This is a genomic window from Streptomyces sp. NPDC048197 (assembly GCF_043202395.1).
GTDB classification, from domain to species: domain Bacteria; phylum Actinomycetota; class Actinomycetes; order Streptomycetales; family Streptomycetaceae; genus Streptomyces; species Streptomyces siderophoricus.
The window spans coordinates 91,043-106,440 of sequence record NZ_JBIDAJ010000022.1 but is presented as its reverse complement, the minus strand read 5'-3'; the positions used below and the strand labels follow the sequence as shown (position 1 = coordinate 106,440).

Annotated in this window: 14 protein-coding genes; 2 read left to right on the top strand and 12 right to left on the bottom strand. The window is 71.1% G+C overall.

Annotated features, from left to right (window positions below; genetic code table 11):
- Nucleotides 1-3: 3 nt before the first annotated feature.
- The 10 genes from ACGF4C_RS26375 to ACGF4C_RS26330 form a co-directional block, all read right to left on the bottom strand.
- On the bottom strand, nucleotides 4-3,441 hold the full coding sequence (locus ACGF4C_RS26375; RefSeq protein ID WP_393569282.1) for an ATP-binding cassette domain-containing protein: 3,438 nt from the start codon (nucleotides 3,439-3,441) through the stop codon (nucleotides 4-6).
- Nucleotides 3,441-4,103: an ABC transporter ATP-binding protein gene (locus ACGF4C_RS26370; protein ID WP_393569281.1), complete on the bottom strand. Its 663-nt coding sequence runs from the start codon at nucleotides 4,101-4,103 to the stop codon at nucleotides 3,441-3,443. The genes ACGF4C_RS26375 and ACGF4C_RS26370 overlap by 1 nt, the downstream gene beginning before the upstream one ends.
- Complete coding sequence (locus tag ACGF4C_RS26365; RefSeq protein WP_393569280.1) at nucleotides 4,103-4,711, bottom strand: hypothetical protein; 609 nt, start codon at nucleotides 4,709-4,711, stop codon at nucleotides 4,103-4,105. The genes ACGF4C_RS26370 and ACGF4C_RS26365 overlap by 1 nt, the downstream gene beginning before the upstream one ends.
- 258 nt (nucleotides 4,712-4,969) lie before the next feature.
- The gene (locus ACGF4C_RS26360; RefSeq protein WP_393569279.1) at nucleotides 4,970-6,016 is read right to left on the bottom strand and encodes a serine hydrolase domain-containing protein; all 1,047 of its coding nucleotides are present in this window, start codon (nucleotides 6,014-6,016) and stop codon (nucleotides 4,970-4,972) included.
- Between the two features lie 83 nt (nucleotides 6,017-6,099).
- Nucleotides 6,100-7,197, bottom strand: a complete 1,098-nt coding sequence (locus tag ACGF4C_RS26355) for a glycosyltransferase family 4 protein (protein WP_393569278.1) — start codon at nucleotides 7,195-7,197, stop codon at nucleotides 6,100-6,102.
- Entirely contained in the window at nucleotides 7,194-7,730 is a 537-nt protein-coding gene (locus ACGF4C_RS26350; protein WP_393569277.1) for a deoxycytidine triphosphate deaminase, read from the bottom strand. The genes ACGF4C_RS26355 and ACGF4C_RS26350 overlap by 4 nt, the downstream gene beginning before the upstream one ends.
- Entirely contained in the window at nucleotides 7,727-8,266 is a 540-nt protein-coding gene (dcd, locus tag ACGF4C_RS26345) for a dCTP deaminase (protein ID WP_393569276.1), read from the bottom strand. The genes ACGF4C_RS26350 and dcd overlap by 4 nt, the downstream gene beginning before the upstream one ends.
- The gene (locus tag ACGF4C_RS26340) at nucleotides 8,263-9,477 is read right to left on the bottom strand and encodes a metallophosphoesterase (protein ID WP_393569275.1); all 1,215 of its coding nucleotides are present in this window, start codon (nucleotides 9,475-9,477) and stop codon (nucleotides 8,263-8,265) included. Before ACGF4C_RS26340 ends, dcd begins: the two co-directional genes overlap by 4 nt.
- Nucleotides 9,474-10,796: a UDP-N-acetylglucosamine 1-carboxyvinyltransferase gene (locus ACGF4C_RS26335; RefSeq protein WP_393569274.1), complete on the bottom strand. Its 1,323-nt coding sequence runs from the start codon at nucleotides 10,794-10,796 to the stop codon at nucleotides 9,474-9,476. The genes ACGF4C_RS26340 and ACGF4C_RS26335 overlap by 4 nt, the downstream gene beginning before the upstream one ends.
- A complete protein-coding gene (locus ACGF4C_RS26330; protein WP_393569273.1) occupies nucleotides 10,793-11,236 on the bottom strand; it encodes an ATP-binding protein in 444 nt (147 codons plus the stop codon). Before ACGF4C_RS26330 ends, ACGF4C_RS26335 begins: the two co-directional genes overlap by 4 nt.
- A 176-nt stretch (nucleotides 11,237-11,412) precedes the next feature.
- Here ACGF4C_RS26330 and ACGF4C_RS26325 point away from each other — a divergent pair, with 176 nt between their 5' ends.
- Nucleotides 11,413-12,675, top strand: coding sequence for a multiprotein-bridging factor 1 family protein (locus ACGF4C_RS26325; RefSeq protein WP_393569272.1), 1,263 nt, complete (start codon nucleotides 11,413-11,415; stop codon nucleotides 12,673-12,675).
- Nucleotides 12,672-13,226, top strand: a complete 555-nt coding sequence (locus ACGF4C_RS26320) for a flavoprotein (protein WP_393569271.1) — start codon at nucleotides 12,672-12,674, stop codon at nucleotides 13,224-13,226. The genes ACGF4C_RS26325 and ACGF4C_RS26320 overlap by 4 nt, the downstream gene beginning before the upstream one ends.
- On the opposite strand, the gene ACGF4C_RS26315 is transcribed toward ACGF4C_RS26320, so the two are convergent.
- Nucleotides 13,227-14,942: a relaxase/mobilization nuclease domain-containing protein gene (locus tag ACGF4C_RS26315; RefSeq protein WP_393569270.1), complete on the bottom strand. Its 1,716-nt coding sequence runs from the start codon at nucleotides 14,940-14,942 to the stop codon at nucleotides 13,227-13,229.
- On the bottom strand, nucleotides 14,939-15,334 hold the full coding sequence (locus ACGF4C_RS26310) for a plasmid mobilization protein (protein ID WP_393569269.1): 396 nt from the start codon (nucleotides 15,332-15,334) through the stop codon (nucleotides 14,939-14,941). The genes ACGF4C_RS26315 and ACGF4C_RS26310 overlap by 4 nt, the downstream gene beginning before the upstream one ends.
- Nucleotides 15,335-15,398 lie beyond the last annotated feature (64 nt).

Below are 15,398 nucleotides of genomic sequence, written 5' to 3'. Positions count from 1 at the left end.
CCGTCATAGTTCCCGCAGCTCCGTGAGCGGTGGGCGCCGGGCGTGCCGTACCGCCGTCCACGCCGCCACGGCCAGGGCCGCAGCGACGGCCGCGGCGAGCGCGCCCAGGTAGCCCCACGGCACGGCGAGGGCCGCCGGGGGCGGGTCGAAGACGCCGGAGAGGACCTTGACCAGAACCTCGGACAGCGACCAGCCGAGGAGGACGCCGCCGGCCGCGCCCGCCACCGCCACCAGGCCGGCCTCGCTCCACACGAATCCGGACAGCTGCCGCCCCCGGGCGCCCAGCACGGACGCCAGGGCCAGGGTGCGGCGCCGTTCGGTGAGGCCGAGGGCGAGCACCAGGCCGCCTGCCGCCGCGCCGATGACCAGGGCGAACCCCAGTTCCACTCGGGTGAGCCCACCCAGGTCCACGGCGGTGAGGCTGGACCCGGTCACGGTGCGCGCGGACGGCAGGTCGGTGACGTGGGCGGTGGGACCGAGCACGGACCGGACGTGCCGGGCCACGGCGCGTTGGCCGGTCCCACCGGTGTCCACCAGCAGCGTGCCGACCGCGCCACTGCCGGTCGCCCGGGTGACATAGGTGGAGTTGGCCACCAGGAAGCTGTCCTTGGGAGCGGTCGGGAACTCCTTGACGACGCCCATGAAGCGGAACGCCACGGGGCGCAGCCGGTGGGTGCGGTTGTCCTGGAGGCGCAGCCGGATGTGGTCGCCCGGGTGGAGCTGGAAGTCGTTGGCGGTCTCGGCGCTGACGAGGAGCCCGTCGGGCTGTCGCTGGAGCCGGTCCATCAGCTGCCGCGCGGTGCCGCCGGAGAAGTACGCGTTCTGGAGGCGGCCCGCGCCGACGACGGTGGACGGCCGCACCCCGTACAGGTCCTGGAGGTCGGGCCCGACGTACGCGAAGCGGTGCTGCAGCGGCTCCACGCTCCGCACGCCGGGCAGGGACGCCAGTCGTGCCGCGTCGGCCGCACCCCCGGAGGAGCCGGGCGATTCGGTGACGGTGACGTCGGCGCCGGTGGTGAGCACCGCGTCGACTCCGGCTTGCTGGCGGTAGGTGGAGTTGAACACGGCGGTCGATGCGGCGAAGGCGATGGCCAGGGCGAGCAGCACCACGGCGCGCAGCACGGTGCCCCGCTGCCGGGACAGGCTGGCCGCGGCCGTGCCGGACAGGGCCCCGGTCAGCGGTCGCAGCAGCCGGGCCAGCACAGGCCGGCCCCGCCGCAGCAGCAGGTCCGTCAGCAGCCAGGCCAGCAGTGCCCCACCGGTCCACAGCAGGGCCGGACCGGCGAACGCCCAGTAGTCCACCGACAGGGTGGGCGTGCCCTCGGGAGCGAGGACCAAGGCATAGTTCGTACGGCTGGTGATCCGGAAGACCGCCAGCGCCCCCGCCAGCAGCGCGACGGCCAGCACCCACCACGCAGTACGCGGCACCCGGCGTCGCTCCACCGTCGCCCGTCCGGCCACGACGGTGGCCGCCTTGACGTCACGGCGCGCGGGCACCAGCACGGTCCCGCCGGCGATCACCGCGCCGACGGCGAGCGCGGCCAGCGCCCACCCGGCGGTGAGCGTTCCGGCCGTGCCGAAGGCCGTGCGCCCCAACAACGCCGCGAACCCGATCCCCACGGCCCCGCCGACGACGGCCACGATCCCGGCCTCCACGGAAGCGAGCGCCAGCAGCCGTCCGGCGGAGGTGCCACGCGTCCGCAGCAGGGACTGCTCCCTCCGCCGCCGTGCGGCACCCGCACCGGCGACCGCCGCGGTGAGCGCCCCGGCCAGCACCGCGCCCGGGACGCCGAGGAACAGGAACAGCATCTGCGCGTACAGGGCGTCCGACCGGGCCGCATCCAGCACCGCGCCGAGGTTGTCGCCGACCACACCGGTACCGGCCAGTCGCAGGTCCGTGTGGTGTGCGCTGCCGGTCACCGTGGTGTAGGCGACGGCCGGGTCGGGCGGAAGAGCGTGGCTGCGCCGCGCGTGGACCTGGTCGTGGACGAGACCGGGGCGGGCCTTGGCCAGCGGGGCGAAGGCCGCGTGCCAGCGCGGCTGCGGCAGCAGCACGACATTGTCCGGGGGCGCCGTCGGCTGCGACTGCGGCGGTGCGCCGACCTTCTGGAACAGCGAGTCGGCGTACGGGAGATCCACCACGCCGTCCACGCGGACCTTGACCGGCGGCAGCCCCGCCCGACCGACGGCCACCGTGTCACCAGGGGCCGCGTGCAGGTTCGCGGCGGTCTGCTGGGCCAGCAGCACCCCGTTCCCGCGTCCGGCCAGTACGCGGATCTCGCCCGGGAACGCCGTGCGGTAACCGGCCGGAACACCCAGCACCACGCCGGGCCCGGTGGTCTGGGAGGTACCACCGGCGGTGGCGCTCAGACCGCTGGTGTCGGCGTACCCGACCGGCAGCGCCGCGTACGTGCCCGGCGTGTGCCGCACGGTGGTCAACACCTGTCGGGCATCGGCGCCGCTCGCCGCCTGCACCTGCCAATCCACCACGACCCCGCGCACGGACTGCGCCGTCATCGTCGCCCGCGTGGCTCCGAGGAAGCCGCCGAGCGCCGCCAGCAGCGCCACCGCCAGGGCCACCCCGGCCGCCACCCCGAGCAGCCGCCCGCTGCGCCGTCGCAGCAGACCGGCCAGCCAGATCCTGATCATGGCTCTTCCCCTCCCTCGGGATCGCCGGAGCGGACTCGCCGGACCGCCCGTCGTGGCATCCGTCGTGCCGTCCGTCGTGTCGTCCGACTCCGGCCGGATCAGCCGCCCGTCGGCCATGTACCAGCGGACGCCCAACTCCCGTGCCACCCGCGGATCATGGGTGGTGACCAGCACCGCCGCACTCAGCTCTGTGGCCGCGTCGAGCAGCACCGACAGCACCCGACGGCCGGTCTCGCGGTCCAGCTGCCCGGTCGGCTCGTCGGCCAGGACGAGCCGCGGCCGACGCGCCAACACACGGGCCACGGCGACCCGCTGGGCCTGCCCCGCCGACAGCTCGTCCGGCAGCCGCCGCGCGAGCTCCTCCAGCCCGAGGCGTGCCAGTGCCGACCGCGCCCGGGTCTCCGCCTCGTCCTCCGGTACACCGTCGATCCGCAGCGGAAGCGCGACGTTCTCGGCGGCGGTGAGCGGGGGCAGCAGACTCGGGCCCTGGAAGACGACGCCGATGTACCGGGCGAGGTGCTCCGCAATCCCGGCGCCGAGGCCGGGGTGGCTCACCCGGCCCGCCGTCGGGCTGTCCAGCCCTGCCATCAGATGCAGCAGCGTGGACTTCCCCGACCCGGACGGCCCCACCACCGCGATCCGGGCGCCGGGCGGAACCGCGCAGCTCAGGCCGTGAACGGCGACGATGGCGCCCGGCCCCCTGCCGTAGGTCCGGGCCGCGTTCTCACAGCGGACCAGCGGCGTGCCGGTGTCCCGCACGGCCGTCGTGGCCGGGGTCATAGGCGCGTCCATCACGCCCACCTCCCGTCCCGCAGCCGCAGCACCCGGTCGGCCGCCCCCGCCACGGCCCGACTGTGGGTGACCACGACCACGGCGGCACCCGCGGCGGCACGTTCGCGCAGCAGGGCCAGCAGCCGCCGCTCCGTCTCCGCGTCCACCTCACCGGTCGGCTCGTCGGCGAGCAGCACATCCGGCGCGTTCGCCAGCGCGACGGCCAGACCCGCGCGTGCCGCCTCCCCTCCGGACAGCTCACCCGGCAGGGCACCGGCGCGCCGACCGATCCCCACCCGATCCAGCAGCTCCTGCGGCGGCATACGCGTCCGGGCGGGCGCCAGCCGCTGCACCAGTGCGACGTTGTCCCGCACGGTGAGGTGGTCCAGCAGATTGCCCGTCTGGAACAGCATCCCGATGTGCCGCGCCCGGATACCGCCGCGCTCGCGTTCGGCGCGGTGACTGAGCCGTTCACCGACGACCCGCACCGTGCCGCCGTCCGGCTCGTCGAGCCCCGCCAGACAGTTCAGCAGCGTGGTCTTCCCCGACCCGGACGGCCCCGTCACCGCCACCGTCTCGCCGCGCCCGACCTCCAGTCCGACGCCTTGCAGCGCGAACGTCTCCTCCTCACCGGCACGAAAGAATCGGTAGAGGGAATGGGCAATGAGGACGGGCCCGGCCATCAGGACCACCGGAAGGAGTCCGTGACGGTCCGCCAGGGATCGACATTGTCGGCCCCCACCCCGCCGGACAGCGTCAGCACGGCCTCGCCCTTGTGCGGCTTGTAGAACACATACCGCTGGACGTCCAGGGCAACGCGCTTGCCGGTCACCTGGTTGGGAGCGGAGTAGACGCGGTACTCGGCCAGCACCGCCCGGCCCGCCCTGCGCTGTACGTCGACCACTTTGACCAGCGAGAAGTGGGTGCTCGCGGCGCGGATCGCCGGAATGTCCTTGGCGCGTACGGAGTTCACCGTCGGAGCGGTCGTCGTGTGGACGCGTTCCACCCGCACGCTGTTGAACTTGTCGGTGAACACCGTCGCCGAGCCCTGGGCGTTCCGCGCCCATCCCTCCGGCACCTTCACCGTGAACCCACCGCCGGGCGGCGACCACGGTACGTACACCTGGGTATCGGGGATGTCTCCAGGGGGATTCGAGTCGGCGGGCGCCGGCGCCGTGGAGGACGGCGCGTGCTGTGGCGGCGAGGCCGCAGAGGAACAGGCCGCGGCTCCGGCTCCGGCTCCGGCGACGAGCACCAGGCCGGCCGCGGCGGCAGCGAATGGACGACGCATGGCCGACACCTCCCAGCGAGGGCGGCGGCTGCCCGTCGCCCAGTATTTCCGCCTTTCCTCCAACGCTAGGAGCCGTCCGGCCAGGGCCCGCGCTGCGCACGGTTAGCGTGCGGTTAACGATCGGCCTCTACCAGGACAAGGGCCACGGGGCACGCGCATCGGTGATGCGTCCTGCATTCCCGGCGTTGGGCGCCTGCCGTCGACGGCGCTGCGGCTGACGTGCAGAGAAGTTTCTGGGGAGGTTGACGGAAGCCGGCGCTACAGGAATGCCTCGGCGCGGAACGCGTTGCGGACTGCGGTCAAGGGTTCCCGGTCCCGTGTGTAGTAGAGCTTGTTGGTGAGCAGGACCGCCCAGTGGTTCTTGGACGGTGAGATCCACATGCCGGTGCCGGTGAATCCGTAGTGCACCCAGACGTCGTCGGTCGCGGGAACGGTGCCGGCGGCTGGGTGCCAGAACAAGCCCCGCTCCGGCGTCAGTCTCCCTGTGTGGATCTGCAGAGACTTCGCCACCCAGTCGGGGCCGAAGCCGGGCTGCTCCTGCGCGACCGTCGGATCGAGCATGTAGCGCAGAAAGGTGGCGAGGTCCTCAAGGACGGAGAAAACGCCGGCGATGCCGCACACGCCGTTGAGGAGCCGGGCGGAAAAGTCGTGGGCCGTGCCCTTGAGGTGAATTCCTGCCTCGTCGTTCAGCTCGGTCGGCGCGGAGCGTACGGCGTAGTGGCCGGGCAGGGGGCCGAAGGATGTCTCGGTCATCCCGAGAGGGCGCCAGATGCGGGTTTCGGCGACCTGGTCGAGCCGCTGGCCCGATAGGTATTCGGCGAGGTAGCCGAGGATGAGGGCGGCGCGGTCGGTGTATTCGACGGCTTCGCCGGGTGGCCGGTGCAGAGCCTCGTGGAGGACGCCGTCGCGGATGTCCTGGGCGTCGGTTCCGTAGAGGTTCTTGAGGTTGGCCCGGAGGGGGAGGCCGGCGGTGTGGGTCAGGAGCTGGTGGGCGGTGACCTCACTGAGCGGGTGGCCGGTGACCTCGGGCCAGAGGTTGACCAGTGGCTCGTTCAGCTGGAGCTTGCCGTCCTCGACGAGTGTCCCGATCGAGGCCCAGACGGCGAGGATCTTGGTCAGGCTGGCAATGTCGAAGACCGTGTCGAGGCGCATCGGCTGATCGGGCCGCGTCGGGTCGAGGAGTCCGATGGCACCGTTCGCCTTCGTACCGATGGCGTCGCCGATGGCCCAGACGGCACCGGGGTAGACGTTGTCGCGGACGCCGTTGTGGAGGAGCTTGTCGATGCTGTCGATGTCGAGCGTCATGGTCTCCCGATCGTGTGCCGTGGGTTTCCCGATGGTCAGGTTAGTGACGCGGCCGGGGTGGGACCGGCTGCGCCACGGTGTCGTCAGCTGAGCTGATCGCCGAGGTTGGTCAAGGCGGCGGCGGTGGCGCTGAGGGGGTAGCGGGCTGCGTTGGCCTGGCCTGCTGCCTGGAGGGCGGGGATCAGGCCGGGCGTGGTGTGGAGCCGGTTGAGGTCCTGTGCGAGGGCGCTGGGGTTGGTGAAGTCGGTGGCCATGCCGGAGGCGGCGAGGGACTCGTTCAGGCCGGGGATCGGTTGATAGAGGACGGGTAGGCCGCAGGCTTGCGCTTCAAGGGCGACCAGGCCCATGGCCTCCAGAGTGGTGGAAGGCATGACGAGCAGATCGTGATCGGCGAACGCTTTCCACAGCTGTGGACGGCGGAGCCAGCCGAGGTATCGGGCTCGTACCCCCAGGTGTCGCAGCAGCGGAACCAGGGTGCGGAACTGCGCTGGTGGGGCGGCGATGCTCAGCTCAACGGCGCTGGTGAGCGGGAGAGCTCGAAGCAGGGTCTCGACGCCCTTCTCGGCGGTGAGACGGCCGGCGTACAGCAGCCGTAGCCGGGCAGTGTGGCGGTGGTCCGCTCGGGGAGGCGGGCTGGCGAGGAGATGGTCCGGGATGCCCCACGGGATTTTCTCGATCTTTCGCGGGTTGGTCTTCGGGGCGAGACGGAGCAGCCGGTCGGCCATGGCGCCGGTGGGGACGACGATCGCGTCGGCGGCACGGGAGGACTGTTGGAGGAGTTCCAACTGGTCTCGGTGGGTCTCGGCGAAGAGCAGATCGGTTCCGTGGACGAGGGCGATGCGGGGATGCGTGGGCAGGGCCTGGATGAGTGCGGGCGTCGCGCCGAAGGCGAGGTGGTGGAGGTGAAGGACGTTGATCTGTGCTGGGTCGATGGCGGAGACCAGAGCGTGGCGTACGTCGGAGATGTACTGGCGGAGGGCAGGCCCCTTCAAGCATTTGCCGGTGACGGGGAGGAGGTCCAAGCCAGGAGGCGTGTGCGGGGAACGCCCGTTGGGGGCAAGCATGAATGCTCGTGCGGGGATGAGGGGTTGGGCGCCCGTATAGAGGTCGAGGAAGAGTTCGATGCTTCCGCCGGGGCTGGGGAAGGGCAGGTCGAGGGCGGTGGCCACGTCGGGGCTCATGGTCGGCCCCCGGGAATCTCCTCGTAGAGGCGGGATGTCTCGATTCCCTGGCTGGCCGTGTACTTGAGGCCGTGCTGCTGGTAGCTGACCGTGGCGCCGAGGGCCTGCAGGAAGACGAGCTTGCCGAACGTCATGCGCGGGTAGACGCGGACCGGCTGGCTGGTACGGATTTCCAGGGTCCAGTGGATGGCGTGACCTTGGTGGCCGAGCGGGGCGGATACGTGGACCCAGATGCCGCGGGCGCCGATGGCTCGGTTGCCGTTGAGGAACTGCGCGTAGGTCTCCGAGCCGGTCTTCTCGTGGGTGATGCCGAGATACAGCACGCCGGGTTGCAGGACGAACCCCGTCCGTGGGATGGCGATTTCAGTGGAGTCGGTGGGGGCGGCGGCGTCGAGATCTCCGCCGCAGATACGCAGGTTGTCACCGAGCCGCCAGTCGTAGGCGTTGGGGGAGAGCCTGTCGGGGTCGTACGGGTCGATGGTGATCTCACCCGCGGCACGGGCGGCGGCGATGGCGGGGCCGGTGAGGATCACGGCGCCACAGCTTCCAGGGGAGCGAGGTCCTGCCAGTAGGCGGAAGACTGGGGGCCGGTGGCGGTCTGGTACTTGCCCGAGTACGGCGTGACGGGGCCGACGGCAACGAAGAACATGATCTGTCCGACCTTCATGCCGGCGTACACGCGCAACGGCCGGATGGGGGAGAGCATCAGCGTCCACTGGCCGTGGAATCCGATGTCGCCGATCGGGGCGGTGATCTCGACGAAGAGACCGAGACGTCCGACGGAGGAGCGTCCGAAGAGGAGAGGGACGAAGGTGTCGGAGCCGACCTCTTCGATGGTGTGGCCGAGGTAGAGCTGGCCCGGTCGGAGGATGTATCCGTCGGTGCCGATGTCGATCCGGTGCGTCGGATTGGGGCGGTGGGCGTCGAGAACGGGGGTGGTGTAGGTGAGCAGTGTTGGGCCCAGGCGGACGTTGTAGCTGTTGGGGTTGACCTGCGCTTCGTCGAAGGGGGTGATGCGCAGGCGCCCGTCGGCCGCGGCCATGGTGATTTCGGGGCCGGTGAGGATCATCGTTGAGTCCCTCTGGTCAGGAGGCGCTGGATGGCCTGGCGGAGACGCAGGCCGGCTTGGTGGGTGCGGCCGCCCAGGTGGCTCTCGGCGAGGTAGTCGGTGGTCAGCGCGGTCGGCAGCTGTGGTGGCAGCGGGCTCGGCTCGGTGACCAAGGGGCCCGCCCTCTCGGTGAGGTGGTCCATCAGAGCGCGAGGGCTGTTGCGCAGCGCATCGGGGATGCGGGCATGGACCAGCTGGTTGTTGAAGGGCTCGATGGTGAGCAGGTCGCCGAGCGTGAGGACATCGCCGAGCTGAGTGGGCCGCAGGGCGGTCTCGTTGAGGATGACCGTGTCGGCGCCGAGGCCGGTGTGGAGGCGGGCGGCAAGGTCGCTCAGGAGGAGTCGGCGATCGAGTAACTGACCTCGGTACGGCTTGGCGATGGCACCGAGTGGAAGAGCCAGCCGGTCCTTGAGGTCCTCGATCTGTTCACGGATGACGGCGAGGTAGGGCGGTAGTGCTGCTGTGCTGGTACTGGGGAAGCGAGCAGTGCGGGCGGTCCATCGGGTGCCAGAGAGTTCGGCGAGCGCGTAGCCGACCCCGAGTTCCCGGCCCTTGAGAATGAGGGTCGCGCCCACATGGTTCGGGCCGTACTGGCCGCTGTGGCAATGCCCGGCGAAGATCACGTCGAGGAAGGGGCAGACGGCGGCCAGCTTCAGGTCCTCGTCGAAGCCCGAGTGGCTCAGTACGACCCAGGAGTCGATCTCGTGGTGGTGGGCCAGCATCACTTCGCGGAGAGCCCGGTCCGGTTCGGTGACGCGATGGTCGGCTCGCTGGTCCATGGGGATGGAGTGGAACGCTCGCGTTCCGATGACCGCGGTGACCGCGATGCGTCGTCCGTCGATACAGGTGGCGTGCAGGCGGCGGAAGAGCGGCTGGCCGGTGGCGGCATCGACGGCGTTTGCGCACACAGTGAGCTGCCGAAGGGCAGGCTCGAAGTGGTGGCTCCAGCCGTGATTCCCCGGAGCGATCACGTCGTAGAGGCCAAGGAACGCCGCCTGCTCAATGCGGCCGTGGCCGAGCCGGTAGTAGCCGCTGCCCTCGAAGAAGTCTCCGCAGTCGACGATCAGCGCCTCTGGTCGGAGGGCATGCAGGTGGGTCAGCATCGGCAGGGCGTTGTCGAACGAGGAGTGGACATCGGTCGTGGCCACGATCTTCCGGAGCTGTCGCGTCACGGGGTGACCTCGCAGATGTCGGCGCCGAGTGCGAGCAGCTTGGTGGGCAGGTCGGCGTGGCCTCGGCGGAGCTGTTCGAGGCCGCCGAGGGTTGTGACGCCGCGGGCGGTGAGGCCGGCGATGAGCAGGGCCGAGCCGGTGCGGATGTCGGTGGCTTCCACTCCGGCGCCGGTCAGCTGCTGTGGTCCGGTCAGGCGGCACTGGGTGGGGGAGGTCTGGTGGATGTCGGCGCCGAGGCGGGCGAGCTGGGGGATCAGGTTGCTGTGACGCCCAGGGTTGATCGCGTCGGCGAAGAGATGGGTGCCGTGCATGCCCAACGTCAGGGCCATCAAGGCGGGCTCGAAATCGGCGTCGAGCCCGCCGGGAGAGAGTGAGGCGATGGCTCGTAGGGGCTGATGGGTGGGCCGGGTGCCCTCGGCGCGGACGATGAGGGTGCCCTGATGGGCGTCGACGGGGACGCCGAGCCAACGGAGCGCGGCCATCATGGGGGCCACGTCTTTGGCGTGCACCCCCTCGATGCGGCCGTTTCCTCGGGTGGCCGCGATGGCGCAGGCCAGGGTGCCTGCTTCGATCTTGTCCCCGGGCACTGCCCAGACCACTGGTTCCTGCGAGGGAGACGCAGGCGGGGACAGGGCGAGAACGCGCTCGTCGGCCCGGGTCTCCCAGCCGGCCACCTGCAGCGCCTGCAGGACGCTGGTGACTTCGGGCGAGAGGTTCGGCTGACCCAGCCGCAGCGGGCACCCGGCGACGACGGCCCGCAGAATGGCCGCGATGCTCGCGCCACGGGAGCGGAACGGCAGCATCACCGATACTGAGCCGGTGCGGCTCTCGCCGGCTTCGACGCTGTAGCCGTGGTCGTTGACGAGCGTGCGGTCGCCGAACGCCTCGTACACCTTGAAGTGCTGATCCATGCCGCGTTCACCGATCCGGCAGCCGCCCGGCCAGGGCAACACGGCCCGCCCGTGGACGGCGAGGAGCGCAGGAACCAGGTAGTACGAGGCACGGATACGGGCAGCGGTGTCGTGGAGTTCCGGCGCGATGTGCGTACCGTCGCTCGGCAGTACTACGGCCGTGCTGGGCTTGCCGACTGGGTGGGTGACGCCGTGGCCTGCGTGCTGGAGCAGGGTGAGCATGGCCTGGACGTCCGCGTTGGCGGGGACGTTGGACAGCTGGACGGGCCGGTGCAGAGCGGCCGCCGCGGCGAGGAGCGGCAAGGCGGCGTTCTTGGAACCGTCGACGGTCACGGTCCCGGAAAGCGGCGGTCCGGGGCGGATGGCGATCACCTCGGAGGTCACGGCGGGCGTCCGGGCGGTTGTCACAGTTGTCTCCTCGGAAGTGGAATGCGTGCTGTGGCTTGGGAACTTGGCGTTGCTGGTAGGCGGACTTCGGCCCAGCACCGCTTGCCTGACGCGGTCGGCTCGACGTCGTACCGGTCGGCCAGGGCCGCGACGATGCAGAGGCCCCGGCCGTGCTCGTCGTCCTTGCTGGGCGACCGGGGCCGGGGCAGCTCGCGGCTGCTGTCGCTGACCTCGACCCGTAGGGCGTTGCCATCGCAGCGGGCGATCAGGGTGATGACGCCGGAACCGGCGTGCTGCACAGCGTTCGAGAGCAGTTCGCCGGCCATCAGCTCAACGTCGTTCAATGCATCGCTGTCGGCTGGCAGGCCCCAGCCACGCATCTCGGCGACGAGCTGATGCCGCGCAGTTGCCACGGCGGGTGCGGTGCCGGGTACGGCGAAGCTGAGGTGCTGCGATTCCATGGGCGGCCTCCCAAGCGAGTGCGGCCACACCACGGAACCGTCGCCAGTGCACGACGGACCACCTCGGGCGCCGGTGCGGCATCACTTATGCAGGTCCTGCATGAGAGCCAAGTCGGTTGCCATTACGCTCGGTTGAGCAGGCAGGATCGGCGACGGCGGAAGGGGCCGTGGCGCAGATGGTCGATGCTTACGACGAGGCGAGACGGATCGGCGAAGTGATCCGGCGGGCGAGAGCGCTCGCGAAACGGTCCCAGGCGGATGTCGCCGCCGCGCTCGGCTACCACCAGTCCAAGGTGAGCCGCTTGGAGCAGGGCCGGGGTACCGAGGACTCCCGGGTGGTGCGTGCAGCCGCACTGGAACTGGGCATCCCCCTGCCTGCGGTCGGCCTCGCCGCCACGCCGGAAACCAGCACCTGCGACCCCGAGACAGAGGACATGCACCGCCGTACTTTCCTCGCCGCGAGCGTCGCCGCGCTCGCGGCACCCAGCATGCCCACCGCCGGCCACGGCGCCCTCATCCACTCTCTTCTCCCCGGCCCGATACCCGCTGCCACCAGAGACGTTCAGGACGTACCGGAGCTGGGTGAACGGGTCGCCGCGGCCCGTCGGCTGTTCTGTACATGCGACTACACCGAGCTGGAGCGGGCGCTGCCTGCGTTGATCACCGATCTCCGTCACGCGGCGACCGGATCCACTCGCGCTGCCGGGCTGCTGGCCACCGCGTACCAGACCTCCGCCAGCTTGCTCCTCAAGCTCAGCGATCACGGCAACGCCTGGCTCGCCGTCGGCCGCGCCATGGCCGAAGCCGAACGCTGCGGTGACCCCGTCGTCCTGGCCTCAAGCGTCCGCGTTCACGCCCACGTGCTGGCCCGTGAGAAGCACTCAGCCCAGGCCGTCACCCTGGTCCGCCACACCGCCGACCAGTTCACCGGCGCCTACGACCAGCGCTCCCCGCGCTACCTCGCGGCCCTCGGCCTCCTGCTCCTGCGCGGCGTCACAGCCGCCAGCAGCGGCGGCGACCGCTCCGCCACTAAGGACTTCCTCACCGAGGCACAGGACGTCGCCCGCTACGTCGATCTCGACCGCCCCGACGCCTGGGCGAACTTCAGCCCCACCAACGTCGCCCTCCACGCAGTCAGTGCCGCTGTCACCTTCGGCGACGCAGGCGTGGCCCTGGAGGCGGCCGGTCCCCTCATGCGACGCCACATCCCGGTCCCCGAGCGACGGGCCGCCCTATGGGTCGAGGCGGCTCGCGCCTACAGTCAGCAGGGGAGGCTGGCCGACGGCTACCAGGCCCTGCGGATCGCGGAGAGCTGCGCGGCGCAGGACATCCGCCGGCCTGCCGTACGGGAACTGGTCGCCGACATGGCAGCCCGTGACCGCCGCCGCGCCCTGCCCGAACTGCACCACTTCAGCCGACAGCTGGGAGTACCCGCGTGAGTGACCAGCCCGACCAGCCGAAGAAGCCGTTCCTGTACGTCGTCGTCTGCGCGGCCGGGATCGCGGGCGATGTCGGCAAGCTGATCACTGCCGCACAGGAGCGGCACTGGGACGTCGGTGTCGTCGCCACTCCGCAAGCGCTCGGCTTCATAGACGTCCAGGCGATCGGGGCTCAGACGGGCTATCCGATCCGTTCCGCCTGGCGCACTCCGGGCGAGCCCCGGCCGCTGCCACCCGCCGATGCCATCGCGGTCGCCCCGGCCACGTTCAACACGATCAACAAGTGGGCCGCCGGGATCTCCGACACCCTGGCGGTGGGCATCCTGTGCGAGGCGTACGGCTTCGGCATTCCCACCGCAGCCCTCCCATACCTGAATTCCGCCCAGGCTGCCCACCCCGCGTACCGGCAGAGCCTGGACCGGTTGCGCGAGATGGGCGTCCTGATCGGGGCGTATGAACCTCACCAGCCCAAAGCCGGTGGTGGGGCGGACCGCTTCCGCTGGGAGGAGGCGCTGGAACTGCTCACCCCAGAGGTGTCGAGGCCGGAGTGATCACCGTCGCCGGGGTCGGTTCACCACCTGGTGGGCGACGGCGGCCGTGGCGGGGACCGGAGCGGGCGCGGTCCGAGGACGCTGGGACCGAGGTGCGGACGCGGGCGGAGTGACGTAGCCGAGGTGGTGCAGTCGCCAGACGAGGACGTCGCTGACCGAGTCTGCGCTGTCCAGTTCGCGTTGTGCGGCGGCCTTGGTCAGCAGCGTGGCGGTGTCGTGGCCGGCGCGGTCGGCCTGGTCGAGCATCGCGGTCAGCGCGTCCCAGCCGGGTTCGGCCTGGAGTCGGTCGGCGAGGTGGGGGACAGCGGTGCGGACCGTGTGGGTGTGCCGCTGCTGGGTCTGGGTGGGAAGGCGCCGGCCGTAAGTGCGCAGGGTGGCCAACGGTGTTGCGGTGGTCGCCTGGTAGGCGGCGCGCAGGTGATCGGCGGTGCGCTGGGCGGCCTCGGCCTGCTGGGCGTGGCTGCGGGCGGCGTGCCAGCGGGCAGCGGCGATGACGGCCAGGATCATGACGTCGAGGACCAGTGCGGTGGCGGCGCCGTCCTGGCCGCGTCCGAGGGCGGGCCCGGAGTGGACGATCTGGTTGGCCGCGCGGCGCAGGGCGTATATCTCCTCATCCTTGGCGCGGGTGTGGGAGCGGGTGGCGCGCTCGAAATGGCGCGCTGCTTCTCGCAGTTCGGCTCGCATGGATCCGGGGGTCGTCTGGGCGAGGGCGTCAAGGACCTCACCGACCCCGATGAGCTGGGCCGCTGCCGTGCCGTCGTCGTGGGATGTCATCGAGGCCAGGGCCGTTTCGGTCGCTTCGGCGGCGAAGTGGCGGGCACGCGCCGGAGCCGAGGCGCCGCTGTGTTCCAGGGCCTCGGGAGGCTCTGGCATGTCGGCGGTGGCCGCGAACCGTTTGCGGATCCGAGGCAGGGAGAGGTCTGGTGCGAGCTCCGATCCGGAGTACCAGACGGGCTCCTTGTCGCCGTTGCGGTCGCCGACCTTGGCCACCTTGTAGCCGAGCGCGTCGCCGGAGGGCGCGAGGCGCTTGTTGATGCGTACGCCTTCGGCGGCGAGCCGGTCGAAGAGCTCGGCTTCGTTCGCTGCGCCGGCCAGGGCGCGGCGGACGTGTTCACGCAGCAGCTCACGTGAGGCGGCTTTCTGACCAAGGCGCTCGGCCTTATGACGCTCGGCCCTGGAGGGCTGCTTGGCAGCAGTGCCGTCCTCGGGGGCGACGCGACGCAGCCCGTAGTCGGCTTCGATGCTGCGGCACTCCGTCTGGGCACGGCGGGCTTCCTTGTGCCGACGGGGGCGGCGCCCGTCGTCGCGGACGAGGGTGGCGATGATGTGGATGTGGTCGTCGGCGTGCCGCACGGCCGCCCACCGGCATGCCCTCTCGTCACCATCCGGTGCGATGCCAGTGGCGGCGACCATGCGGCGGGCGATGGCCGCCCAGTCCTCATCCGACAGGATCGGGTCCTCGGGAGCGGTGCGCACGGACAGGTGCCAGACGGGCTTGTCCGGGCGGCGCTGTTTGGGGAGGGCGTTGAGGGGCTGGTCGAGCAGCTGCTGCAGCTGCTCGAAGGTGGCCTGTGGGTTGCGGCCGGGGTCGGGGGTGAGCGGGTCGAAGGCGGCGACCAGGTGCGGGTCGATGTGCTCTTCGCGGGTGCCGGGACCGTAGAGGTAGCGGATCAGACCGCTCGTCTTGCTGCCCTGCTTGTGGATGCTGGGGATCACGCGGCGGCCTTGCCGTCGTGGTGGCGGGAGACGGTGTCGGCGGCGGCTTCCGTGCGGCGGGCCGCGCGGGTGACGGCGTCGAGTATCTGGTCGAGCTGCGGAGCATCGGCACCGGAGTTGAGGGCCTTGGCAACCTGGTTGAGAAGTCCGCCGATGCGGCCGAGGTAGCGGCGGGCGGCGAACAGCTCCTCGACGATCTCTCGCTCGGTGGCGATGTCTGCGGCGGTGCGGTCCAGGTCGCGGGCGGCCTTGAGCGCGCAGTGGGCGAGAAACCCGGCGACGGTCATCTGGCAGCGCTTGGCAGCGGTTTTGAGGAGGCTGTACTCGGCGGGGTTCATGCGGCAGCTGGGCTGGTGCTCGCGCAGCTTCGGTTCGCGGGGACGTTGGCGCACGGACGACAGGGGCTTCGGCACTTCCCCCTGACTGGTCTGCGGTCCGCCCTCGGTCGCAGCCTCT